Genomic DNA, 25,695 nt, shown 5'->3' on the forward strand with positions numbered 1-25,695 from the left:
AGGAATTGTGGTAGCAAGAAAAAGGGAAAGAAAAGGCTGATATTTCAAAAAAATACCAGCCTTTCTTAGATGAATTATAAAAGAAAACTTTATTTCACTTTTTCTTCTACCCATTTGCGGGCATTGACAAATGCTTCGATCCACGGAGTTACCTGATCGCTATTCTTGCGGTCTGCCGGGTAACAACCATTTTGCCATGGGAAGATGGAGCGTTCCAAGTGAGGCATGATAGCCAGGTGACGTCCGTCTGCGCTAGCCAGTGCTGCGATGGAATAGTCGGAACCGTTCGGGTTAGCCGGATATTCATCATAGCTATATTTCGCTACTACATTATATTTGTCTTCGTCATATGGCAAAGAGAACTTTCCTTCTCCGTGAGCAACCCAGATACCCAGTTTGCTGCCGCTCAAAGAACCGAACATAACGCTGCGGTTTGTCGGGATAGTCAGGCCGAGGAAGCGTGATTCGAACTTATGTGAATCATTGTGCAACATCTTGCCCTGTTTCTTCAGTTCCGGATTGATAAGGTTGAGTTCCATCATCAACTGGCAACCGTTGCAGACACCTAATGACAATGTATCTTCACGGGCATAATAGTTATCCAGCGCTTCTTTTGCTTTCGGGTTGAACAGGAAGGCGCCTGCCCATCCTTTGGCCGAACCCAGTACGTCAGAGTTGGAGAAACCACCGCAGTAAACAATCATGTTCACATCTTCCAGTGTCTCACGTCCGCTGATAAGGTCTGTCATCGTGACGTCTTTTACGTCGAAGCCTGCCAGGTAAAGTGAGTAGGCCATTTCACGCTCGCCGTTTGTACCTTTCTCACGGATGATGGCCGCACGGATACCGCTAGGAGTACGACGTTCCGGAGTGATACCATATTGAGAAAGCTTACCTTTAAATTCAGGCATGAACGCGAATTCAACAGGTTGCATCTTATAGTTTTCGAAACGTTTCTTTGCGCAGCCGTTCATAGACTGTTTGCGGTCAAGCAGGTAAGAAGAAGAATACCATACATCACGCATATAGTCGATACCGAACTGGTAAGTAGCGTCGTCTTTAGATACCAGGATGTGGCGTTCGTCAGTCGGTTTACCCAACTTCATATAACCTACACCGGCATCTTCGAGAATCTTTTTCACTTCTTCCTTGTGCTTGTCGCTGATCTGAATAACGATACCCGGATTTTCAGCAAACAGAATCTTAATAATATCCTGTTCCTTCATCTTGTCGAGGCTGATTTCCATACCGCCTTCTACATTAGAGAAGCACATTTCGAGCAATGTAGTAATCAGACCACCGGCAGAAATGTCGTGTCCCGCAAGAATCAATCCTTTGTTTACAAGCTCCTGTACAGCAAGGAAAGCATCACGGAAGTATTCGGCATCCTGTACGCAAGGTACATCGTCACCTACTTTACCCAAAGACTGTGCGAAAGCAGAGCCACCGAGTTTCAGTTCGTCAAAACTGAAGTCAATATGATAAAGAGTAGTCTTTTCATTGTTTACCAATACTGGAGATACTACTTTCTTCACGTCGGATACTTCGCCGCCGGCAGAAACAATCACAGTTCCCGGAGAGATTACTTTCTCACCGTTCGGGTACTTCTGAGTCATAGACAGAGAATCTTTTCCGGTAGGAACATTGATTTGCAGAGCGCAGCAGAAGTCGCTCAATGCTTTCACAGCCGTGTAAAGACGAGCGTCTTCACCTTCCTGTGAACGGCAAGGCCACATCCAGTTGGCAGACAGGGAGATGCTGTCCATACCTTCTGCCATCGGAGCCCAAACGAGGTTGGTCAGTGCTTCGGATACAGAAAGGATAGAGCCGGCAGCCGGATCAGCCAATGCAGCTTGCGGAGCATGTCCGATGGAAGTGGCGATACCTTTATCACCACGGTAGTCAAGTGCTACGACACCGCAGTCGCTCAACGGCAACTGAAGTTCGCCCTGGCATTGCTGGCGGGCTACCTTACCTGTTACCGAACGGTCTACCTTGTTTGTCAACCAATCCTTGCAGGCTACTGCTTCGAGCTGCAATACATTAGTCAGATATTCGTGAAGTTTGGGCAATTCGTATTTCGGCATTTCATAATGACGTTCTACGGTTTTGTCTACCATATAAGTCTTGGGAGAAGAACCGAACATCTGTTCTACGGCAAGGTCGAACGGACGTACACCGTCAGCCTGTTGGAAAGCGAAGCGATGGTCGCCGGTTGTTTCGCCGACTACGTACATCGGAGCGCGTTCGCGTTCAGCGATTTTACGTACATGTTCGATAGCTTCTTCTTTAATCAACAGTCCCATACGTTCCTGGCTCTCATTGGCAATGATTTCTTTTGCCGACAATGTCTTGTCACCGATAGGCAACTTGCTCATGTCAATCACACCACCACATTCTTCTACCAACTCAGACAGACAGTTTACGTGTCCGGCTGAACCGTGGTCATGGATAGAAACAACAGGATTCTCATCTTCTTCGCAAAGGGCACGAACTACGTTGTTGGCACGTTTCTGCATTTCTGCGTTGGCGCGCTGAACGGCATTCAACTCGATACCGCTACTGTAACGGCCTGTATCTACTGAAGATACGGAACCGCCGCCCAGTCCGATGCGATAGTTGTCACCACCGATTACTACCACCTTGTTACCTGCTTCGGGAGCACCCTTCAGACAGTCACGCTGTGTACCGTAACCTACACCACCAGCCAGCATGATTACTTTATCGTAACCATACACTTCTTTGTTCTCCGTATGTTCGAAAGTCAGTACGGAACCGCAGATCAGCGGCTGGCCGAACTTGTTTCCGAAGTCGGAAGCACCGTTGGATGCCTTGATAAGAATCTGTTCAGGAGTTTGGTATAACCATTGGCGTACCGGAAGAATATCTTCCCATTCGCGTCCTTCGTCTGTGCGGGGATAAGAAGTCATGTAGACAGCAGTACCTGCAATCGGCAATGAACCTTTACCACCACCCATACGGTCGCGTATTTCACCGCCTGTACCGGTAGAAGCACCGTTGAACGGCTCTACTGTGGTCGGGAAGTTATGTGTTTCCGCTTTCAGCGAGATAACACTCTTGATGTCTTTCACCTGGAAATAATCAGGTTTAGAGTGGTCTGCCGGAGCGAACTGCTCTACAACCGGACCTTCTGCGAAGGCTACATTATCTTTATAAGCAGAGATGATTTTATTCGGATTTTCCTGTGTAGTCTTTTTAATCATTTGGAACAGGGAAGATTCCTGTTCTACACCGTCGATGATAAACGTTCCACCGAAGATTTTGTGGCGGCAGTGTTCGGAATTGATCTGTGCGAAACCGAAAACTTCAGAGTCAGTCAGTTTACGTCCGAGGTCATTTTCCACTTTCTTCAGATAGTCCATTTCTTCTTTGGAAAGCGCCAGACCTTCTTTTTCGTTGTACGCTTCGAGGTCTTCGATATGGATGATCGGTTCCGGCTGACGGTTGGTCGTGAATACATTTTGGTCGAGTCCCTTGTACATGCGTTGTAGCATCGGGTCGCGGTCGGCGTTTTCGTCCTTAACGGGGAAGTACTCCTCGATGCGGCTGATGCCTTCAAGTCCCATGTTTTGGGTGATTTCTACTGCGTTTGTACTCCAGGGAGTGATCATTTCGCGGCGCGGACCAACGAAACAGCCTTTCAGGTTTTCTTCACTTTCCATCACGGCTTCGCCAAAAAGCCAGCAGAGTTTATTACTTTCGTCAGGGGTGAGCTGATGGTTGCTCTCTACGGCAATCACGCTCTTGGAAGGGGTTCTGAAAAAAAGAATCATGTTGTATATTTACGATTTTACGATTTGCGATTTTACGATTGAAGTCTCTGCAGGAGAAACTCTTCTCTTTTTCTGTGGCGCAAAGATAATCAATTTCATTGGTGGTAGGAAAAAAATGGAGAATAAATTCCTATACCTTATTTAATATGTTTATTTTCGATGTACGTTTTGCTTATTATGGCTATATATCGTGATTCTTGTGTGGAAAAAACGTTAATATACTATCCCCATATCACAAAAAAGTGCGATATTTGCGGAATGATTCAGATAGAGACAATATTCGATATATTAGTTAAAGGCTTTATTATTGGCGTTGTTGTGTCCGCACCCCTCGGTCCGGTGGGCGTATTATGTATCCAAAGGACTTTGAACAAAGGGCGTTGGTACGGATTTGTGACAGGGCTGGGAGCCTCTATTAGCGATATAGCTTACGCTTTATTGACAGGTTATGGCATGAGCTTCGTTTCTGACTATATTAATAAAGGTAGTTTCTATTTGCAATTGCTCGGTAGTGTCATGTTGCTTATTTTCGGAATCTATACCTTTCGTAGCAATCCGGTGAACTCGATTCGTCCGGCTTCGTCCAACAAAGGTTCCTATTTTCATAATTTTATTACTGCATTTTTCGTCACTCTTTCCAACCCCTTAATCATATTCCTGTTTATCGGACTTTTTGCCCGTTTTGCCTTTGTGCAGCAGGGCGTTCTGGTCTTTGAAGAGATTACGGGATATTTTGCTATCGCTGCGGGCGCATTGACCTGGTGGCTCGGAATCACTTACTTTGTAAACAAGGTGCGCACGAAATTCAACCTGCGTGGCATTTGGATACTGAACCGTGTTATCGGAAGTATTGTGATACTGGTATCCGTGGCAGGACTGATTTATACTTTGTTGGGAGAGTCAATTTATTAGGAGATAGTTTATGAATCAGATAGCACAACAACTGAAGGAGCAGAATATTGCTGAATACCTTATATATATGTGGCAAGAGGAAGACCTGGTCCGTGCCAATCATTGTGAACCGGAAGAAATGGAAGCCAATGTGATTTCCCGTTATCCGGAAGAACAGCGTCCTGACATGCGTGAATGGTATGGAAACCTGATTACAATGATGAACGAGGAAGGTGTGCGTGAAGCGGGACATTTGCAGATTAACAAGAATGTGATTATCAATCTGACCGAACTGCACAATGCGCTGGCTTCTTCCCCTAAATTTCCTTTTTACAGTGCCGCCTATTTCAAAGCATTGCCGTTTATCGTAGAACTGCGGAATAAAAACGGCAAGAAGGATGAACCCGAACTGGAAACCTGCTTTGAAGCCTTGTACGGAGTACTTTTGCTCCGGCTTCAGAGAAAACCTATCAGTGAAGGGACAGCCAAAGCAATGGAAGCCATCACTAGTTTCCTCTCCATGTTGGCGAACTATTATGATAAAGACCGCAAAGGTGAATTAAAACTTGATGAATAAATGAGAATCTTGGTAACGGGTGCCGACGGTCAGCTTGGCAACGAAATGCAGGTGCTTGCAAAAGAGAACCCGCAGCATACGTATTATTTCACAGATGTGCATGAACTCGACATCTGTGATGCGCAAGCCGTCTGGGCTTATATTGCGGAGAAACGGATTGAACTTATTGTTAACTGTGCCGCATATACGGCAGTGGATAAAGCGGAAGATAATCCGGAATTAGCTTATAAGCTGAACTGTGAAGCACCTAAAGAATTGGCTAAAGCGGCACAATTCAATGGGGCAGCCATGATACAAGTGTCTACTGACTACGTGTTCGACGGGACTGCGCATACTCCGTATACCGAAGACTGCGACCCTTGTCCGGATTCCGTATATGGCACCACCAAGCTGGAAGGGGAGTATGATGTGATGAATCACTGTGAGAAAGCAGTGGTTATCCGTACCGCATGGCTTTATTCCATTTATGGCAATAACTTTGTAAAAACAATGATTCGTCTCGGTAAAGAGCGCGAAAGCTTAGGAGTCGTTTTTGACCAGATAGGGACACCGACTTATGCCAACGACCTGGCGCAAGCCATCTATACCATTATTAATAAAGGTATAGTTCGCGGTGTCTACCATTTCAGCAATGAGGGCGTATGTTCCTGGTATGACTTTACGGTGGCTATCCACCGCCTTGCCGGAATCACTTCATGCAAGGTAAGTCCTTTGCATACGGCGGAGTATCCGGCTAAGGCCAACCGTCCCGCCTATTCCGTACTTGATAAGACAAAGATAAAAACAACGTTCGGCATCGAGATACCTCACTGGGAGGAAAGTCTTAAACGATGCTTGGAGAAATTGAAAATTAAAAATTGAGAATTGAGAAATTAAAAACAGATGCAAAAGTATCATTTTTAAATTCTCAATTCTCAATTCTCAATTTAACAACTATGGCAGATAATACAGAAATTTTGAGACGGCGAACGTTCGCCATTATTGCGCATCCTGATGCCGGTAAGACATCTTTGACGGAGAAGCTGTTGCTTTTCGGTGGTCAGATTCAGGTAGCGGGTGCGGTAAAAAGTAATAAGATTAAGAAAACGGCTACATCCGACTGGATGGAGATTGAGAAGCAGCGTGGTATCTCGGTAACGACTTCTGTGATGGAATTTGACTATCGCGACTACAAGATTAACATTCTCGATACTCCGGGTCACCAGGACTTTGCCGAAGATACATATCGTACATTGACAGCAGTAGACAGTGTTATCATCGTTGTGGACGGTGCGAAAGGTGTGGAAACACAGACACGTAAACTGATGGAAGTGTGTCGTATGCGCAAGACTCCGGTTATCATCTTCGTCAACAAGATGGACCGTGAAGGAAAAGATCCGTTCGATTTGCTGGACGAACTGGAAGAGGAACTGATGATTCAGGTTCGTCCTTTGTCCTGGCCGATTGAGCAGGGAGCCCGTTTCAAGGGTGTATATAATATCTACGAACAAAAACTGGACCTGTATCAGCCATCCAAACAGATGGTGACGGAAAAAGTAGCAGTCGATATTCATACGGAAGAACTGGACGAACAGATTGGAAAAACATTGGCAGACAAGCTGCGCGGTGATTTGGAATTGATTGAAGGCGTCTATCCTGAATTTGATTCTGAGACTTATCTGGCAGGTGACTGTGCTCCGGTATTCTTCGGATCGGCTTTGAATAACTTCGGTGTTCAGGAATTACTGAACTGTTTCGTAGAGATAGCTCCGAGCCCTCGCCCTGTACAGGCTGAAGAACGTGAAGTAAAACCGGAAGATCCTAAATTCACCGGATTTATTTTCAAGATAACTGCCAATATCGACCCGAACCACCGCTCTTGTGTGGCATTCTGCAAGATTTGCTCCGGCAAGTTTGTGCGCAACGCTCCATATCAGCATGTACGCCACGGAAAAACAATGCGCTTTTCGTCGCCGACACAGTTTATGGCGCAGCGTAAAACAACGATTGACGAAGCCTACGCCGGAGATATTATCGGTCTGCCGGATAACGGTACTTTCAAGATTGGCGACACGCTGACGGAAGGTGAAATGCTTCACTTCCGCGGGTTGCCGAGCTTTTCGCCGGAGATGTTCAAGTATATCGAGAATGCAGACCCGATGAAGCAGAAGCAGTTGGCAAAAGGTATCGACCAGTTGATGGACGAAGGTGTGGCACAGTTGTTTGTCAACCAATTCAATGGCCGCAAGATTATCGGTACGGTAGGACAGTTGCAGTTTGAGGTGATCCAATATCGTTTGTTGAACGAGTATAACGCGTCCTGTCGCTGGGAGCCGGTGAGCTTGTATAAGGCTTGTTGGGTAGAGAGTGACGACCCTGCGGAACTGGAAGCCTTCAAGAAACGTAAATATCAGTATATGGCGAAGGATAGGGAAGGGCGCGATGTGTTCCTGGCCGATTCCGGTTATGTACTTCAGATGGCCCAAATGGACTTTAAAAACATCAGATTCCACTTTACAAGTGAGTTTTAAGATATATTCGATGTATTTTAACTAAAAAAATAGGTAAAAAAAGGAAAAACATATCTCATATAAATGAGCGAAGAGAAATGAAGACACTATCCTGGGATAAAATTCAGCAAGGGGATGAGGATGCGTTCAGGCAGCTTTATGACCAATATGCAGATTTGCTTTATGGGTATGGCATGAAGATAGCCGGTGATGACACCGTGGTGACAGAGGCGATACAGTCGTTGTTCGTTTACATCTTTGAGAAAAGAGAAACGTGCGCCGAACCTCAATCCATACCTGCCTATCTATGTGTTTCGTTGAGACATATGATAGTGAACGAGCTGAAGAGAAAGAATAGTGGAACATTCCAATCGCTGGATGAAGTAGACACCAATGAATATCGGTTTGATCTGGAAGTAGACATAGAGACAGCTATTATCCGTTCGGAATTGGAAAAGGAACAGTTGGAGGCTTTGCAAAAAGAGCTGAATGGCTTGACAAAGCAGCAACGGGAAGTATTGTATCTGAAATACTATAAGAAGATGAGTCCGGAAGAGATTGCTCAGGTGATGGGACTCACTCCTCGTACGGTTTACAATACCACCCATATGGCTATAACCAGATTGAGAGAGCGTTTAGGTACATCTTTATTGTTAGCAGTGATGGCTAATTTATGGATCTTTAATTAAGGTGGGATATGGAAAATTGGACAGAATCTTTAGAAAAATACCTGGAAGAAGGCAAACTACCTCTGATCGGCGAAAAGTTCTCTCGTAGGAAAGAAATCGGCGATAAGCTAAAGCTGCAGCGTGAAGAGGGCCATAAGATTGCTTTAAGCCGCAGGAGAAAACAAGGTGCCGGACGAAGTATTCCTTTCTCTTGGGGAATAGCTGCTATGTTCTTGCTTCTTTTGGGAATAGGCGGATATTATTTCTCGGAGAAGAAGATTGTGACGGAAGGTACGGCTATGGCATATGAATTGCCGGATGGCAGTATTGTGCAGATTATGGAGAACTCAAGCCTGACTTACAACCGAATCACATGGCTTTGGGAACGCAAACTGCAATTGTTTGGCAAGGCTTCTTTTGAGGTGACCAAGGGCAAGACATTTACTGTGAATACCGAAGCCGGTGCTGTGACAGTGCTGGGAACAAAATTCCTGGTAGACCAACAAGGAAAGAAAATGTTCGTGAACTGTGAAGAAGGTAGTGTCAAGGTAGAGACTGCTGTAGGCAAGCGGACATTAGTTGCCGGAGAAAGCGTGCGCTGTGATGAAAACAAGATTGTCCCTGTGCCGAAACCGGATGATCCGGAATTTCCGGAAGTCCTGGGATATGAAGACGACCCACTCGTAAATGTAGTGGCAGATATAGAACTTATATTTAAGGTCACGGTGGTAGGGCGTGAGAAGTGCGACGGACTTACCTATAATGGGACGGTCTTGACGAAAGACTTGAACGCTACCCTCCAAAATGTCTTCGGTTCATGTGGAATCAGTTATGAACTTCGTGGAAAAGAAATAATTTTAAAATAAAAAAAAGCCCCTTCCAAGTACTTGGAAGGGGCTTTTTTATTTTTATTCAAATTTTCTTCATTTTTTCTTGGTAAAAAATCAACGTTCCCTTCTCTTTCTAATAGATGAGCTATTAATGATGTTTGAAAGAAACGAAACAATAGAGATTTAATTAGAAGAGTAATATGTTGTAGAAGAAATTGATGTAGAAAGGTCCTCGTGAGGAGGAGTAAAGTTTAAGCTCAAAACAAACAATAGACAATTGGCAGGTGAATGGTTGTCGAAAATTAGAATAGGAAACGGCTCCCTCGTTGACAGTGGCGATTGCTTCTTTGGTACGTTTCCCCTATCAAACAGACATAGTCGGCTAATAAAAGGGTTGACAACCGGACACTATACTGCTGTACTAATTTAAAGATGAACGCCGTGATGGCGGATGAGAGGTTTACAAAGATGGTCGGCCATTTTGGTGGTTAATAGGTTAAGAAGGTATGAAACCAGAATACGAAGCCGAACCAGTTTTTATCATTGAGTATTTTTATTTAATAATTGTTTTATCAGAATGTGAGAGAAGGTTGAGGGGCCTTCTCTCACATTGTTTTTATGCCTGTCTCTCAGCAAGGTAAATAACGGATTTATGTTTTATATTCCTTTCTTAATTTATTTTATAGCAAATATTTGGTATTTTCGAACGCTTTTTAGACAAACAGCTTAAATTACTAATAATTTATTATATGGAAAATATCGAAACAGCGCTCCTGCTGATGGTGGTCGGAATGTCCACCGTATTTGTTATTCTGCTGATTGTGATTTATTTAGGCAAGTTTTTGATCACTCTGGTCAATAAATATGCCCCTGAAGAAGTGGTTCCTGTGAAGCGGGAAACACAGAAAGGTCCTGCGCCTATCCCCGGAAATATTCTGGCAGCTATTACAGCCGCTGTGAATGTGGTGACATTGGGCAAGGGTAAAGTCACTAAAGTAGAGAAATTATAAATCTATAAAAAGTTATATCACTGAAAGACATGAAAAGAGAAGTAAAGTTTAGTTTGGTTTTCCGAGATATGTGGCAATCTGCCGGAAAATATGTACCTCGTGTAGATCAACTCGTAAAGGTAGCACCTGCCATCATTGAAATGGGCTGTTTCGCCCGCGTAGAAACAAATGGCGGTGGTTTTGAACAAGTAAATTTATTGTTTGGCGAAAATCCGAATAAAGCTGTACGTGAATGGACAAAGCCCTTCCACGAAGCAGGTATTCAAACCCATATGCTTGACCGTGCACTGAACGGACTCCGCATGAGTCCTGTTCCGGCAGATGTCCGCAGATTGTTCTATAAAGTAAAGAAAGTACAGGGAACAGACATTACCCGCACATTTTGTGGATTGAACGATGTCCGCAATATCGCTCCTTCTATTACCTATGCAAAAGAGGCCGGCATGATTTCACAGTGCTCGCTTTGTATCACTCATTCGCCCATCCATACGGTAGAGTACTACACCAATATGGCGTTGGAACTTATCAAACTGGGAGCGGATGAAATTTGCATCAAGGATATGGCCGGTATCGGTCGTCCTGTTTCATTAGGAAAAATCGTAGCCAATATCAAGGCTGCGCATCCCGAAATACCTGTTCAGTATCATAGCCACGCAGGTCCGGGATTTAATATGGCAAGTATCCTCGAAGTGTGTGATGCCGGTTGCGACTATATCGACGTAGGCATGGAACCTCTTTCATGGGGTACAGGTCACGCTGACTTGCTGAGTGTACAGGCAATGCTGAAAGATGCCGGATATCAGGTTCCCGAAATCAATATGGAAGCCTATATGAAGGTGCGCGGTATGATTCAGGAATTTATGGATGACTTCCTTGGATTGTACATCAGCCCGAAAAACCGCTTGATGAACTCCTTACTGATTGCTCCCGGACTGCCCGGTGGTATGATGGGTAGTTTGATGGCAGACTTGGAATCCAACCTGGAATCTATCAATAAATATAAGGCGAAACATAACCTGCCGTTTATGACGCAGGATCAGCTTCTTATCAAACTGTTTGATGAAGTGGCTTATGTATGGCCGCGTGTAGGTTATCCACCATTGGTGACTCCGTTCAGCCAGTATGTGAAAAACCTTGCCATGATGAACGTGATGGCAATGGAGAAAGGCAAAGACCGTTGGGGTATGATTGCTGACGATATTTGGGATATGATTCTGGGTAAAGCTGGGCGCTTGCCGGGTAAGCTTGCTCCTGAAATCATCGAAAAGGCGGAACGCGAAGGCCGCAAATTCTTCGAAGGAAATCCGCAGGACAACTATCCTGATAATCTCGACAAGTATCGCAAGCTGATGAAGGAGAATAAATGGGAAACGGGACAAGACGACGAAGAACTCTTCGAATATGCTATGCATCCGGCACAGTATGAAGCCTACAAGAGTGGCAAGGCGAAAGAAGACTTCCTGGAAGATGTTGCCAAGCGTCGTGCCGAAAAAGACAAGACTCCCGAAGAAGATGCAAAACCAAAGACACTGACCGTACAGGTAGACGGACAGGCTTACCGCGTGACTGTTGCTTATGGCGATGCTGAACTTCCTGCGACACCTGCCGCTGCTGCTCCGGCAGGAGAAGGCAAGGATGTGCTTTCTCCATTGGAAGGTAAATTCTTCTTGGTGAAGAATGCGCAGGAAACTGCTTTGCAGGTAGGCGATACTGTGAAAGAAGGCGACGTGCTCGGCTATGTGGAAGCAATGAAGACTTACAATGCCATCCGTGCAGAGTTTGGCGGTACGGTAACTGCCATTTGCGCTAACCCGGGAGATGCTGTTTCAGAAGATGATGTATTAATGAAGATAGGATAATGAACGAGATATTTGAGAATTTGTACGACATGACTGCGTTCAGCAATATCATTGCCGAACCGCAGTTCCTGGTAATGTATGCCATCGCGTTCGTTCTGCTCTATTTGGGTATCAAGAAACAGTACGAACCGTTGCTGCTTGTCCCCATCGCTTTCGGTGTGTTGCTTGCCAACTTCCCCGGTGGAGATATGGGTGTGATTCAGGCCGACGAGAATGGTATGATAATGATAAACGGAGTAATGAAGAACATTTGGGAAATGCCTTTGCACGACATTGCGCATGAACTGGGAATAATGAACTTCATCTACTATATGCTGATTAAAACAGGTTTCCTGCCGCCGATTATCTTTATGGGTGTCGGTGCATTGACGGACTTCGGGCCGATGCTGCGCAACCTGCATCTTTCTATTTTCGGTGCTGCTGCACAGCTTGGTATCTTTACCGTGTTGTTGGTGGCTATCCTGATGGGCTTCACTCCGCAAGAGGCTGCTTCACTGGGTATCATCGGTGGTGCGGACGGTCCTACGGCTATCTTTACGACCATTAAGCTCGCTCCACATTTGCTGGGCCCGATTGCTATTGCCGCTTATTCTTATATGGCATTGGTACCGGTCATCATTCCGTTGGTAGTGAAAATGCTTTGTTCAAAGAAGGAGCTAAGCATCAACATGAAGGAACAAGAAAAGAAATACCCTTCAAAGACAGAAATCAAGAACCTGCGTGTATTGAAGATTATCTTCCCGATTGTAGTGACTACGGTTGTTGCGCTCTTTGTACCTAGTGCAGTGCCTTTGATTGGTATGTTGATGTTTGGTAATCTGGTGAAAGAAATCGGAACCAATACATTCCGTTTGTATGACGCTGCTTCCAACAGCATTATGAATGCAGCCACTATTTTCCTCGGCTTATCCGTGGGAGCAACGATGACTGCTGAAGCATTCCTGAACTGGACAACAATTGGTATCGTTGTCGGTGGATTCCTTGCATTCGCACTGTCCATTACCGGTGGTATATTCTTAGTGAAACTATTTAATCTCTTTTCCAAGAAGAAAATCAACCCACTTATTGGTGCAACCGGACTTAGTGCCGTTCCGATGGCGAGTCGTGTTGCCAACGAGATTGCTTTGAAATATGACCCGAAGAATCACGTATTGCAATATTGCATGGCTAGTAATATCTCCGGTGTGATCGGTTCTGCCGTAGCAGCGGGTGTGTTGATTTCCTTCCTTGCGTAAGTGAACAACAACTGACATTAGAAGTAAAAACCGGAGAAATGGGCATCTTGGCTCATTCTCCGGTTTTCTTTATATAGAGATTTTGAGAATTGGGTTTTCTTTATTCACTGATAACTTTCCTGTATTCCGCTATCGCCATCTTTTTTGCCAGATAAGCATTAATCAGATTGGTATGAGCCTGTGTCCATGATAACTGTGCGGAGAGTACATCCACCATATTCGCTTTCCCTTCATTATACGAGAAAGAAACTAGATCGAGATTCTCATTTGCCAGGTTCATCGTTTCCGTTGCTGTTTTTACCTGATATTCCGTTTCCGTCAGTTTGGTCAGCGCGGCGGAAAGTTCTTCACTGATGTTATCCGTCACGTAGCTTTGTTGTAGCTTCTGCATACTGATATATGCTTTCTGCTGACGGTTCGTTTTGAAACGGGCACCCCAGCGAAAGATAGGGATATTCAGATTGATGCCGACAATGGGATTAAATGAAACATCATATCCGAGGTTAGGCGTACCGGTTGCCCATCCACCACTAAAGTACATATTCAGCTGCGGATTAAATTGACTGAGCGCCGCTTTACGTTGCGCCTGACTTTTCAGAATGTTGACTTCCGTGCTTTTATAATCGGCACGACGTTGAAGTACATTTTCAAGAGACAGAATTTGTACAGGGGCAGAAGCCTTATCAATCATGTAAAGACTGTCTACAGGGCTATTAGGTTCTGCTCCCATTAGAATATTTAGTTTTTGCAATGCCAATGTATAATTTTGGCGAGCTTTGATATATTGCAATTCCGCTTCTTTCAACCGGGTAGAGATCATCAGTAAATCCGTGCGGCTAATCATTCCGTCGTTGAAACGATCCTGAATAATATCATATTGCTGCTTTACGATACTCTGATATTTATCCGCAGCTTGCAACATAGCTTGTGAAGCGGAAGCATTCCAATAGACAGCATCACTCTGATAGTGAATTTGGTCTATGGTGAGTTCCTCATTAAGCTGATTCAGTTTTTCGTCAGCTTTCGCTATCTTATGCTGGGCATTGAGAGCACCACCCGTGTACAGCGGTTGCGACACGACGAATACTCCTTGATAAGTGTGATTGCGGTATTCACCTAACGGTTCATTCCATGCACTGAGGTCACTCATGTTAAGAGTACCGTCCGCATTGACATCTATTTTGGGCAAGAATCCTGTATGGGCAATCTTTCGTGCTTCAGTACTAGCCAATGTCTTTAGTTTCTGTTGTTTCAGAATTAGGCTGTACGCTTCCACTTTATCCCGGTAGGCTTCCCTGCTGAGATAAGGCTGTTGCGCCTTGGCTGTGAAACCGAGGGTCAGTAGTGATAGAATTATAAGTTGAGTCTTCATTTTATTCATTATAAATATTAAAATCAAGTTTCATCAGGAATCAGAGTGGATTCGTTGAATAGCACAATATGCTACCGGAAGGACAAATAATGTCAGCGCCGAAGCTACTAGCAGTCCGCCCATAATAGTAGCCGCCATTCCGCCGAACATGGCGTCGAACAACAAGGGTAACATACCCAGGATTGTTGTACCGGATGCCATCGCTACAGGAACAATACGGCTGGTCGTTGCACTGACAACAGCGTCCAAAGGTTTCTTCCCTGTTGCCGCTTCCAAGTCGATTTGCTCGACGAGTACAATCGCATTCTTTATATTCATACCAATCAGCCCCAGCAACCCCAGGATGGAGAAGAAGTCGAATGACTTGCCAAGTACCAATAATCCCAATACAATTCCGATGAAAATCAGTGGTAACATGAGTAGAATCACTGTCGGCTTACGATAGGTACGGAACAGGAACAGCAATGTCACAAACATAAGGAAGAATGTCAGCGGTAAATTCTTAGCCAACGCCTCGTTAGATTCCACCTGGCTTTCCTGTTCACCAAAATACTTCATCGTATATCCTTCAGGAACTTTAATCTCTTTCTGTACCTGCGACCATACTTGATTAAAGGCAGCGATAGCATTTACCCCGCGACGCGGGTCGCATTGAGCCATCATCACCATCTGCCGGTTGTAATCCTTCACATTCGAGAACCGATACTGAAAATCAAAATCAGAAACGACTTGTTCGAGACTGGTTGTCTCGTTTCCCGTTCCGAATACCGGTAATGTGCGCAAGTCATTGATGCGGAACGAATCTACCGTATTGTTTTTCAGTAAAATCGGAAGCACTTGGTCGCCTTGGCGATATTCTCCCAATGTCATTCCTGTTGTTCCTATTTGGATACTCTGTGCCATGCCCTGGCGTGATACTCCTAAAGGTTGTGCCCGCTCCGGGCTATACACCGGTTTCCACACCGGAATCTTGTTTCCCCACGAATTGCGTATGTTAATCAAATCAGGATTCTGATGCATAATGTCCAACGCCTGGTTGGTGAGTGCCACGAGTGTATCCATATTTGGTCCGATAAAACCTATTTCAATAGCTGCGTCTACGGCAGGAGACAGTTTGAACAGACTCGTGCGGGTAATTGCGTTCGGATAATTCGCTTTCATATATCCATCGAAATTCTCTTCATACTCTTTCGTATATTTACTGTCCGTCAATTCCACCAATACATTGGCAAAATTGGGTTTCGGTCCTACTGAAGTGGAAGCCAGGTAATATCTAAGTGGCGTGCTGCCGAAGGTTATGGAAACTTTCTTCACTTTCGGCTGTTTGGCCAAATGTTCTTCTACTGATTTCATTTCTTTCACCACATCATTGATGCTGTATCCATCCGGATAGAATATGTCCGCACGGAAATAAGGCTTGTCCAAAGACGGGAAAAAGTTTTGCGGCATCGTCCCCATGATAACGAGTGAAATGACGAAAAGTACCACCATAGAGCCTAACGTCAATGTCTTCCTGCGGATTAACACACGGAGAATGGAAGCAAATTTGTGATAGAATGGCTTATCGTACGGGTCTTTAGCGCCATCCTTAGCTTTTGCTTTCAGAATGAAATTACCGAATACGGTCGTCTGCGTGAGAGCAAGCACCCAACTCAATCCGAGCGAAATGGCGAGCACAACGAAAAGTGGTTTCACAATTTCCGCCACAGAAGAAGGAGCGAGGTAGAGTGGCAGGAACGAGCAAATGGCAATAAATGTAGCTCCGAGTAATCCCCATTGCGGCCCGGTTGCGCCATCTATCAATGCTTTCCGCCGATTGACTCCACGGGCAATGGCTATCTGTGCGTTGTCCGTCACTACGATGGCATTGTCTACCAGCATCCCCATGGCGATGATGAATCCTGCCAATGACGTGCGATTCAGCCCGACACCGAAGAAGGACATAATGAGCAGTGTGCCGCCAATAGAGAAGATTAGTGATGAACCGATGAGTAATCCCGCACGCAATCCCATCACTAGCATGATAATCACAATTACTATCAAGATAGACTCTATCAGATTGATGATAAATCCGTTATTGGCTTCATTGGCTATTTCGTTCTCCAAATATAGGCTTTGTAACTCAAGCCCTACCGGCATAAGTGGTAATAATTCGCTTAATTTCGCTTTCACATTCTCGCCTGTCTGCACTACGTCCCGTTGCGGGTCAGTAGAGACACCGATACCGATGGCACGTTTTCCGTTCACGTGCATGATATTGGAAGGCGGGTCCATATATCCTTTTTCTATAACGGCAATATCTCCCAGTTTCACTTGCCCGGCTTTCGTGGTAATCACTTGATTACGGATATCGTCTACCGTAGTGTACATACCATTGGCGGTCACCCGTAGCTGCTGCTCACCTGCACGGATTTCTCCGGTATTGATAATCTGATTTTGTGATTGCAGCAGGCTGGCAAGCTGCTTCGGATCAATACCCATACCCACCAACTTATTGGTTGAAATGAATATATTGATTACTTCCGTTTGCGCCCCGAACAGGGCAACTTTCATCACTCCGTCCGCTGTGACCACCTGGGTTTTGATTCGCTCTGCCCAGTTGCGCATCTCTTCGTAAGAGTAACCGTCGTCCGCTGTCAACCCATAATAGATGCCGAACACATCCCCGAAATCATCGGAAACGGTTGGCGTGGAAGCGCCGCTTGGTAATTGCGGTTGTATATTGAGTACCTTTCGTCGCAACTCATCCCATTTTTGTGGAATAGAACTGGCTGCCAGTGACGGTTGTAATTCGAATGTGATTTTAGAAAGTCCGTACATGGATTCCGACTTAATCTTGTACACGCCGCTCATACTTTGAATCTCGCGAGAGATAGGTTCGGTAATCAATCGCTCCACTTCAGCCGGTTCGGCTCCCGGATAACGGGTCATGATAACCGCCGACTTGATGACGAAGGGAGCATCTTCTTTCTTGCCCAGCTTACCGAAGGAAGTGATTCCCCCGATCAGTAATACGGCAAGAAAGAAATAGATGATTTTCGTGTTGTCTAGTGAATATTTAGCTAAGTTCATTTCTCAATTTCTTTTACAGTTTCTCCTTCTACTAACTGATGCACACCTGCAATAACGATTTTCTCTCCGGGTTTCAGTCCTTCGGAGATAAGAGCCTGGGCTTCTCCGGTAGGTGCATTGACGCTGATTTCACGCTTATGAACTTTGTCTCCTTCCACTACCCAAACATACATTTTCTTTCCCTCGCTTTCGCCGAACACAGCGCTAAGCGGAACAATAGTCCAACTATCTTGTACCAGCGGACCTACATCTGCGGTGAAACGGATGCTACACGTAAATCCCGGCTTCACCGCATAAAGATCGCGATCGAACGACGGGTCGTCAATCGTGATACTCACCGGGATTCCGGTTCCATCTGTTGATATGTCAAGATACTCCTCTAGTTTTGCCTGGAATACGTGTCCCTTGAATGTATCGAATTCTACCAGGAAACGAGGGTCTTTGGCATGGAGCAGATAGAGATAAGCATCAGGAATAGTGAACTTGATACGCAAATTACGTGTATTGACCAACTGTACGATACCCTCACCGGAATTGACACGCTGATAGTTCTCTACCAAACGCTTCTCGATAGAACCGTCAAAAGGTGCTGTCAACTTCGTGTCACGCATATTGTTGACGGATAATTCATATTCGGATTTAGCTTTCTGATAGCTGGCCAGGCTGATTTCGTATTCCTGCACGGAGATAGCCTGACGGGAGAGAAGCCGTTTATTACGTTCTACCTGTGCGGCAGCCGTTTCATAGGCGGATTTTGTAGCAGCATATTGTAACGCAATGTCTCTAGGGTCAATTGCTGCTATCAGTTGTCCCTTCTTTACCTTCTCTCCTTCGATGACGGGCAATTGAATGATTTGTCCGCTAACACGGAATGCCAGTTTCACATACTCCACAGCTTCTACGATTCCCGAAAAATCTTTCCTGATAACTGACCTCGATTCTACAATCGTAGTCTTAACGGGGCGAGCAGTTGTTACTTTCGTCTCTTTTTTCTGTCCGCAGCCGGCTAGCAAGATTGCAGCCACCAGGACGAATCCATATTTCTTCTTCATATACCACACTGATGTTTAGAGTTTTTGCGTTGATTCGTTTTCTTTTTTAAAGAGACTAAACAATTTGCAGATATGAATGTTCAAGAGAAGTTTCTTTCATTTCTTATCAGTTATACATAAAACTAATCGTCTGACTATAGTGCTTCTTTCGTCTGACTACAGTTGAACTTCCGTCTGACTATAGTCAGACGAAAAAGAAACTATAGTCAGACGATTAGATCTGTATATAGCACGTATTAGTTTCTTATTCACTGAAAACTAGTACGTGCTATGAATAAATTTATTCGTCTGACAGTTGGTGTCTTTTCGTCTGACAGCTGTTAAACTTTCGTCTGACAACTGTTGAATTTGCGTCTGACAGCTGTCAGACGAATAGAATTATGCATAGCCGGAGTTAATTTCTGTCTAGTTTTTGTTCTACTTCAGCCATTGATTCACATTATTAATAAAACAATCCCCGGCAGTGATACTGTCAGGGATTGTTTTTATTAGTTTACTGAAACTTTTAGTTCCGTTGTCTTTTGGGTTTTCCGGAGAAGATGGTCAGTTCGAAAATAGTAAATATGATTTCGACTGTTGAATAGCCGTTGAGGTCATATTCCAGATTCTCGTTATCGGAGTAGTATCTGAGATAAACGGTTGGAGTTCCATTATCGAAATCAAGGAAAAGATAAGAAGTGTAATCGTAAATCCCCAAATTAGCAAATTCATTTAGTATGGCAGTGTTGAAAAGCGTGCACCACCCTGTTGTTTCTTCGTTTCCCGACATCTCGAATCTGCGGTGTTCTTTGTTGAAAGCATCTTCATTCACATGTTTGAGTTGTCTTTTTATGTCTGAACTGAAAGACAGACGTTGTCTGATGAAATTGAGTACCTCTTCTTTTGTCATTTGTTTTAATTGAGCTATTTCCATTATAATTGTTTATTAAGTCACCAAAGGTACTCTCTTTATTCGGTAATCAAACAAAAATGAAGTGTTTCTTTTGCGAAACTTACTTTCTGTCGTAAGGCCGCTTTAAACGAAAAAGAGGAAATTCTCAGTGAGAATCTCCTCTTTTTCATCTTTAATAAAAGATCGAGTTATTTCTTCTTACGGTCACCGTAACGGCTCATGAACTTATCAACACGACCTGCAGTATCCACCAATGTAGATTTACCTGTATAGAACGGGTGAGAAGTGTTAGAGATTTCAATCTTCAGCAACGGATAAGTTTCACCTTCGAATTCGACGGTTTCTTTAGTTGCTACAGTTGACTTAGACAAAAACATGTCACCATTTGACATATCTTTAAATACTACCGGACGGTATGATTCTGGATGAAGGCCTTTTTTCATTTCAGTATCTGTTTTTTTTAATTTATATTCTGTTACTATTTTGGTAAGAAATAGTGTAATGGTCATTTTCAGAGCGCAAAGATAATGTATTTCCGTGAAATAGAAAAAGGTTTTGCAGAAAAAAAGATGATAAAGTACTTTAGTGCCCTATTGGGGTAATTAGATTATCTGCTACCTGACTATTTTATCTTTTAGTCATTTGTTTGCAAGGTGGACATTACAATCTAATGTAGGACGAGCTTCCCTGCTAGAATTTGATGTCCGATTTAAGCCTTTTTCTGCTATATTTTTCTTTCCGATGTTCGTTATTCGGTGGATAATGCTTACTTTTGCGTAGAATTTTTATTCACTAACAATAAACTTTAAACAAAATGGTAAATTACAAAGATTTAGGATTGGTAAACACGAAAGAAATGTTTGCTAAGGCTATCAAAGGTGGATATGCTATCCCAGCATTCAACTTCAACAATATGGAACAGATGCAAGCTATCATCAAAGCTGCTGTTGAAACTAAATCTCCTGTGATTCTTCAGGTTTCTAAAGGTGCTCGTCAGTATGCTAACGCTACTTTGTTGCGTTACATGGCTCAGGGTGCTGTAGAATATGCTAAAGAATTAGGCTGCGCACATCCGGAAATCGTTCTTCACCTTGACCACGGAGATACTTTCGAAACTTGCAAATCTTGTATCGACTCTGGTTTCTCTTCAGTTATGATCGACGGTTCTCACCTTCCTTACGAAGAAAACGTTGCATTGACTAAGAAGGTAGTTGAATACGCTCATCAGTTTGACGTAACAGTTGAAGGTGAACTTGGCGTATTGGCAGGTGTAGAAGATGAAGTTTCTGCTGACCACCACACATATACTGACCCTGAAGAAGTAATTGATTTCGCTACTCGCACAGGTTGCGACTCTTTGGCTATCTCAATCGGTACTTCTCACGGTGCTTACAAATTTACTCCGGAACAATGCCACATTGACCCGGCTACAGGTATGATGGTTCCTCCTCCATTGGCATTCGAAGTATTGGACGCTGTAATGGAAAAACTTCCGGGATTCCCTATCGTTCTTCACGGTTCATCTTCAGTTCCTCAGGAAGAAGTTGCAACTATCAACAAGTTCGGTGGTAACCTGAAAGCTGCTATCGGTATTCCTGAAGAGTGGTTGCGTAAAGCTGCTACTTCTGCAGTTTGCAAGATCAACATCGACTCAGACTCTCGTTTGGCTATGACTGCTGCTATCCGTCAGGTATTCGCTGAAAAACCGGCTGAATTCGACCCACGTAAGTATCTTGGTCCGGCTCGTGACAATATGGAAAAATTGTACAAGCACAAAATCATCAGCGTACTTGGTTCTGACAACAAATTGGCTCAGTAATCATCTGATTATTCCAATATAATAAGAAAGGCTGCTTCCGGTTAACGGTAGCAGCCTTTTTTTGATAGTGGAAAATTGAATTTTACTCTTTCTTTATAGCTTCGGTTTTTCCATTCTGAAAGAAATCTTCAATTTTCTGTTTGCTTTTCAAGTCTTTTAGCCAGTTGGCGGCAGCGTTGTAATAATTGGCCATTCCCAAAACAAGTTCGCCTTTTTCGTTCAATTTAGCTTGCTCGGTTTTATCATCTTTAGGACGTGTTTTCAAGAATGCTTCCAAATAACGTTCTGCGCTTTTTTTGTCTTTCAAGGCAGAAAAGGATAGGTGTGCCATGTCATACAGGAGTTTATGATTTTGCCTGTCGTATTTCTGATAACGTTCTTTCATGGATGCCAATTGCTCCTTATACATCTGCGCCATCTTGTAGCAATCGGTCATACCGATGTAAAGACGCGTCATGCTACTGTCTTTGGGAATGGACAGGTCGATAGCCTTTTCGAGATATTCAACACCCTGTTTCTTCCAAGAAGTTTTGGCGCAGGCACGTCCGAGATAATAGAGGAGGTTTACATTCTCCGGATCATATTTCCGGGCAACTTCCAAAAGGTCATGGGCTTCATAGTATTTTTCTACTGCATAGTAGCTGATGCCCAGGTAATAGCAGGTATGGAAAGAGCTGTCTCCTTGATTTACAAGATATTCATAACGCCGGATAGCGGTCGGATAGTCTTGTTTCAGGCAATAGGCCAATGCGTTTTGGCGGTTGACTGCGATATTGGTAGTGTCGATCTGCCGGTATTTCTCTGTGGCTTCGATGGCTTCGTCGAAGTAGGAACCTGATATATTTATAGCGCCCAGTTTGGCAGCAGCAAGATAATCGCTTGGATATTTCTCCTGAATATTGTAATAGCATCCGGCTGCGGGGAGCGGTTCGCCCATTCCTTCGAAACTTTGCGCCTGCAAGTGCAGGGCAATGGCAGAACTGTCTTTCTCTGTCATCAAACTGCTCTCTCCTAATGCGTCTCTGAACTTTTGCAGGGATAGGAGCAAGTTGATATATTGGATACGTACATATTTGTTTTCCGGGTTGAGGTCCAGTGCCCGTTCATAATACTCTAACGCTTGATTGCTTTTAGCAAGCGTACGGCAACATTCGGCTGCTTCAATAAATGCACGGCTATTTGTGGTATCGTTCGTGATAATCTCTTGATAGGTGGAAAGTGCTTCTGTGTTGAGTCCTAGTCCCCGCAGTGCTTTTCCTTTTTGCAGGAGCAGGGGAGTGGTCGGCTTCTTTGCTGCGATAAGAGAAAGTGCTGTCTCGTAATCATAGTTTGCCATTGCTTCCTGGATACGGTCTGTGTTCTGTGCCAGCAACAGGGTTGCGGGGCAAAGTAAAAGCAGAAAAATAATCCGTTTCATAAATTCTTATTTTAGTAGTTTGACTATTTGAGTGCAAGTTACTAAAAATACTGTTATTACGAATTATTCGTAGATTGTTTTGTATAGATTAACGGAATGATAAGAGAGGATAACACAAGGCAATAAAAAAACGCTCCTTTCTCGAGGAAAGAAGCGTCTTATTATAAAGGATAGTTGTTTTACATCAAGAATCCCAGCAGGATACCGGCAGCAACAGCTGAACCGATTACTCCGGCAAAGTTCGGACCCATAGCGTGCATCAACAGGTAGTTGGTCGGATCGTATTCCAAACCGACAACTTGTGAGATACGTGCCGAGTCGGGGACAGCAGATACGCCTGCATTACCTATCAACGGATTAATCTTGTTACCCTTCTTCAGGAAGAGATTGAAGATCTTAACGAAGATTACACCTGACGCAGTTGCAATAATGAATGACAATGCGCCGAGAGCGAAAATCTTGATAGAGTCGATGGTAAGGAATTCAGAAGCTTGCGTAGAAGCACCTACTGTCAAACCTAACAGGATAGTGATCGTGTCAACCAACGGACCACTTGCTGTATTGGCAAGACGACGGGTTACACCACTTTCTTTCAACAGGTTACCGAAGAACAGCATACCGAGTAAAGGCAAGCCGGAAGGAACCAGGAAGCAAGTCAGCAACAAACCGATAATCGGGAAAATCACCTTCTCCGTGTGAGAAACGGCGCGCGGCGGTTTCATGCGGATGAGGCGTTCATGTTTTGTGGTGAGTAGACGCATGATAGGCGGCTGTATCACCGGAACCAGCGCCATATAGGAGTAGGCGGACACCGCAATGGCTCCCATTAGGTTAGGTGCCAGCTTGGACGAAAGGAAGATGGCCGTCGGACCGTCTGCCCCACCAATGATACCGATTGCTCCGGCTTGCATCGGGTCGAAACCTATTTCCAATGCGATCATGTATGCACCGAAGATACCGAACTGTGCAGCAGCACCGATCAACATCAATTTCGGGTTAGAGATAAGTGCCGAGAAGTCCGTCATGGCACCGATACCCAAGAATATGAGTGGCGGATACCATCCGGAAGTTACTCCCTGATACAATATATTCAATACTGAACCTTCTTCATAAATACCGACTTTCAATCCGGCATCCATATTAAAAGGTATATTACCGATCAGCATACCGAACCCGATAGGAATCAGCAACATCGGCTCGAACTCTTTGGCTATCGCCAAATAGATGAACACTAAGCCTACGAGGATCATCACCAAGTGTTCTACGGTAGCGTTGGCAAAACCCGTGTAGGTCCAGAAGTCGGCAAGGTTGTTTCCTAAAAAGTTTATAAAATCTCCCATATTATTCAATAATTATGAGGTCAGTACCTTCGAGAACAGAGTCTCCTTTGTTTACTTGGATAGCGGTAATCTTACCGTCTTTGTCCGCATTGATATTGTTTTCCATCTTCATGGCTTCCAATATGATGACAGTTTGTCCTTTCTTTACAGTATCACCTACATTGACTTTGATGTCGAGGATAACACCCGGTAGCGGAGACTTAACGCCTGACTTGCCGGTAGACGGAACAGCTGGTTTTACTACCTGAGTAGGAGCGGCAGGCGCGTTAGGCATAGGACGTACCACTACTGGCTTTGCAGCCACTTTGGGTTGTTTCTCCATTTCTACTTTATAATGTGTACCGTTCACTTCTACATGAGCGATGTTGTCTTCAATATCTCCGATGGTTACTTTATATGAGTTACCGTTGATTTTATATTTATATTCTTTCATCGTTTTTACTTTTTATAAGGTGACTTACTTTCTGGGAGGAGTTTCACGCAACGTGTAAATCTTCGAACTCCACGGTGAGTAACTGCGTTTCACACGAGTGATAGTCAGTACTGTATCTTCTACGTCGTGTACTTCATCCTGCATTTCGTGCAATGCCATAGAAATAGCAGCGTAAACTTCGCCCGGAGCCTGTGACAGCTCTTTCGCTTCGTGTTTGTCGATACCTTTGGATTTCATAGCATTGCGCTTACTCAGGTTGACTGCCACTTTGCCGACAATCTTGAAAGATAAGAATAGAAGAATCAATCCGCAGAATACCACACTCATAGCAGAAATAGACATACCGATACCGTCAGCATCATGTTCCTCGAACTTTTCCATCTTAGCATTACTGTTAAGAGTTTGGTTGTTGGTGCTCGGAGTAACGTATTTGTCACTGCTTGCTCCTTTTACTTCCCATTCTGATGCAGCGTCACTTATGCGTGCGTATGATTGGTTAGGACCGAGAGCGCCTGCCGGTATCACAATTTGATCCATCAGCTTTTTGCCGGAGTCGAATAGACCAACCCAATTGGCAGTTTCGGGATTCAGCTTGAAGCTGGTGTGAAAAGTGCCGCGGTTAGGCTCGCCGTCTGCCCAAAATAAAGCGTGCTGGCGTGGTTTCACTAGCGTAAGTATATCACCTTTCGGGATAAAATAAGTAACTGTATCGCCCGGTTGGCTACTTACTTTCAGCAAGCAAGCTGCCAGGTCGGCGCTACCGAATGATTTATTGAATATTTCAATCCATGCACTGTGCAGTCCGTAATCATCCTGAAAGTTGTTTTGGTTATCTATCAGGATTTCGTTCAATACCAGCTTATTGTTCGACTTTTTCTCTCCACAAGAAGTCAGCCCAATCAGCAACAGCAAAGAAAGGAATATTCCAATTTTGGTTTTGTTCAT

The 25,695-nt window shown here is 44.3% G+C and carries 20 protein-coding genes; 10 read left to right on the top strand and 10 right to left on the bottom strand.

Annotation, left to right across the window (positions count from 1 at the left end; translation table 11 throughout):
* Positions 1 to 89 precede the first annotated feature (89 nt).
* Entirely contained in the window at positions 90 to 3,794 is a 3,705-nt protein-coding gene (gene purL / locus HC965_RS00650) for a phosphoribosylformylglycinamidine synthase (protein WP_191029615.1), read from the bottom strand.
* Positions 3,795 to 4,052: 258 nt separating this feature from the next.
* Here purL and HC965_RS00655 point away from each other — a divergent pair, with 258 nt between their 5' ends.
* The 9 genes from HC965_RS00655 (at position 4,053) to HC965_RS00695 (ending at position 13,353) form a co-directional block, all read left to right on the top strand.
* Positions 4,053 to 4,706: a LysE family translocator gene (locus HC965_RS00655; protein ID WP_044656119.1), complete on the top strand. Its 654-nt coding sequence runs from the start codon at positions 4,053 to 4,055 to the stop codon at positions 4,704 to 4,706.
* A gap of 10 nt (positions 4,707 to 4,716) precedes the next feature.
* The gene (locus HC965_RS00660; RefSeq protein WP_191029616.1) at positions 4,717 to 5,262 is read left to right on the top strand and encodes a DUF4924 family protein; all 546 of its coding nucleotides are present in this window, start codon (positions 4,717 to 4,719) and stop codon (positions 5,260 to 5,262) included.
* Complete coding sequence (rfbD, locus tag HC965_RS00665; RefSeq protein WP_191029617.1) at positions 5,263 to 6,123, top strand: dTDP-4-dehydrorhamnose reductase; 861 nt, start codon at positions 5,263 to 5,265, stop codon at positions 6,121 to 6,123.
* Positions 6,124 to 6,197: 74 nt separating this feature from the next.
* Entirely contained in the window at positions 6,198 to 7,772 is a 1,575-nt protein-coding gene (locus HC965_RS00670) for a peptide chain release factor 3 (RefSeq protein WP_191029618.1), read from the top strand.
* A 77-nt stretch (positions 7,773 to 7,849) separates the two neighbouring features.
* A complete protein-coding gene (locus HC965_RS00675; protein WP_191029619.1) occupies positions 7,850 to 8,440 on the top strand; it encodes an RNA polymerase sigma factor in 591 nt (196 codons plus the stop codon).
* A gap of 8 nt (positions 8,441 to 8,448) precedes the next feature.
* Positions 8,449 to 9,285: a FecR family protein gene (locus tag HC965_RS00680; protein ID WP_191029620.1), complete on the top strand. Its 837-nt coding sequence runs from the start codon at positions 8,449 to 8,451 to the stop codon at positions 9,283 to 9,285.
* Between the two features lie 713 nt (positions 9,286 to 9,998).
* Positions 9,999 to 10,259 (top strand): OadG family protein, encoded by a 261-nt coding sequence (locus HC965_RS00685; RefSeq protein WP_191029621.1) that lies wholly within the window; start codon positions 9,999 to 10,001, stop codon positions 10,257 to 10,259.
* Positions 10,260 to 10,288: 29 nt separating this feature from the next.
* Positions 10,289 to 12,118 carry a biotin/lipoyl-containing protein gene (locus tag HC965_RS00690; RefSeq protein ID WP_191029622.1) on the top strand — a complete coding sequence of 610 codons (1,830 nt, stop codon included), beginning with the start codon at positions 10,289 to 10,291 and terminating at the stop codon, positions 12,116 to 12,118.
* On the top strand, positions 12,118 to 13,353 hold the full coding sequence (locus HC965_RS00695) for a sodium ion-translocating decarboxylase subunit beta (protein ID WP_191029623.1): 1,236 nt from the start codon (positions 12,118 to 12,120) through the stop codon (positions 13,351 to 13,353). Before HC965_RS00690 ends, HC965_RS00695 begins: the two co-directional genes overlap by 1 nt.
* Positions 13,354 to 13,453: 100 nt before the next feature.
* On the opposite strand, the gene HC965_RS00700 is transcribed toward HC965_RS00695, so the two are convergent.
* From HC965_RS00700 to HC965_RS00720, 5 genes are all read right to left on the bottom strand, one after another.
* A complete protein-coding gene (locus tag HC965_RS00700) occupies positions 13,454 to 14,725 on the bottom strand; it encodes a TolC family protein (RefSeq protein ID WP_191029624.1) in 1,272 nt (423 codons plus the stop codon).
* A gap of 33 nt (positions 14,726 to 14,758) precedes the next feature.
* Positions 14,759 to 17,797, bottom strand: coding sequence for an efflux RND transporter permease subunit (locus tag HC965_RS00705; RefSeq protein WP_191029625.1), 3,039 nt, complete (start codon positions 17,795 to 17,797; stop codon positions 14,759 to 14,761).
* Positions 17,794 to 18,849: an efflux RND transporter periplasmic adaptor subunit gene (locus tag HC965_RS00710; protein WP_191029626.1), complete on the bottom strand. Its 1,056-nt coding sequence runs from the start codon at positions 18,847 to 18,849 to the stop codon at positions 17,794 to 17,796. The genes HC965_RS00705 and HC965_RS00710 overlap by 4 nt, the downstream gene beginning before the upstream one ends.
* A 505-nt stretch (positions 18,850 to 19,354) precedes the next feature.
* Complete coding sequence (locus HC965_RS00715; protein WP_191029627.1) at positions 19,355 to 19,762, bottom strand: hypothetical protein; 408 nt, start codon at positions 19,760 to 19,762, stop codon at positions 19,355 to 19,357.
* 167 nt (positions 19,763 to 19,929) lie between these two features.
* Positions 19,930 to 20,184 (bottom strand): type B 50S ribosomal protein L31, encoded by a 255-nt coding sequence (locus HC965_RS00720; protein ID WP_191029628.1) that lies wholly within the window; start codon positions 20,182 to 20,184, stop codon positions 19,930 to 19,932.
* Positions 20,185 to 20,555: 371 nt separating this feature from the next.
* On the opposite strand from HC965_RS00720, the gene HC965_RS00725 reads away from it, so the two are divergent.
* Complete coding sequence (locus HC965_RS00725) at positions 20,556 to 21,560, top strand: class II fructose-bisphosphate aldolase (protein ID WP_191029629.1); 1,005 nt, start codon at positions 20,556 to 20,558, stop codon at positions 21,558 to 21,560.
* An 82-nt stretch (positions 21,561 to 21,642) separates the two neighbouring features.
* Here HC965_RS00725 and HC965_RS00730 read toward each other — a convergent pair whose 3' ends face one another.
* From HC965_RS00730 to HC965_RS00745, 4 genes are all read right to left on the bottom strand, one after another.
* On the bottom strand, positions 21,643 to 22,977 hold the full coding sequence (locus HC965_RS00730) for a tetratricopeptide repeat protein (protein WP_191029630.1): 1,335 nt from the start codon (positions 22,975 to 22,977) through the stop codon (positions 21,643 to 21,645).
* Positions 22,978 to 23,156: 179 nt separating this feature from the next.
* Entirely contained in the window at positions 23,157 to 24,317 is a 1,161-nt protein-coding gene (locus HC965_RS00735; RefSeq protein WP_191029631.1) for a sodium ion-translocating decarboxylase subunit beta, read from the bottom strand.
* Position 24,318: 1 nt separating this feature from the next.
* Positions 24,319 to 24,750, bottom strand: a complete 432-nt coding sequence (locus HC965_RS00740) for a biotin/lipoyl-containing protein (protein ID WP_191029632.1) — start codon at positions 24,748 to 24,750, stop codon at positions 24,319 to 24,321.
* 24 nt (positions 24,751 to 24,774) lie between these two features.
* Positions 24,775 to 25,695, bottom strand: coding sequence for an OadG family transporter subunit (locus HC965_RS00745; RefSeq protein ID WP_191029633.1), 921 nt, complete (start codon positions 25,693 to 25,695; stop codon positions 24,775 to 24,777).

This window comes from Bacteroides sp. GM023 (assembly GCF_014750685.1).
Classification (GTDB): Bacteria; Bacteroidota; Bacteroidia; order Bacteroidales; family Bacteroidaceae; genus Bacteroides.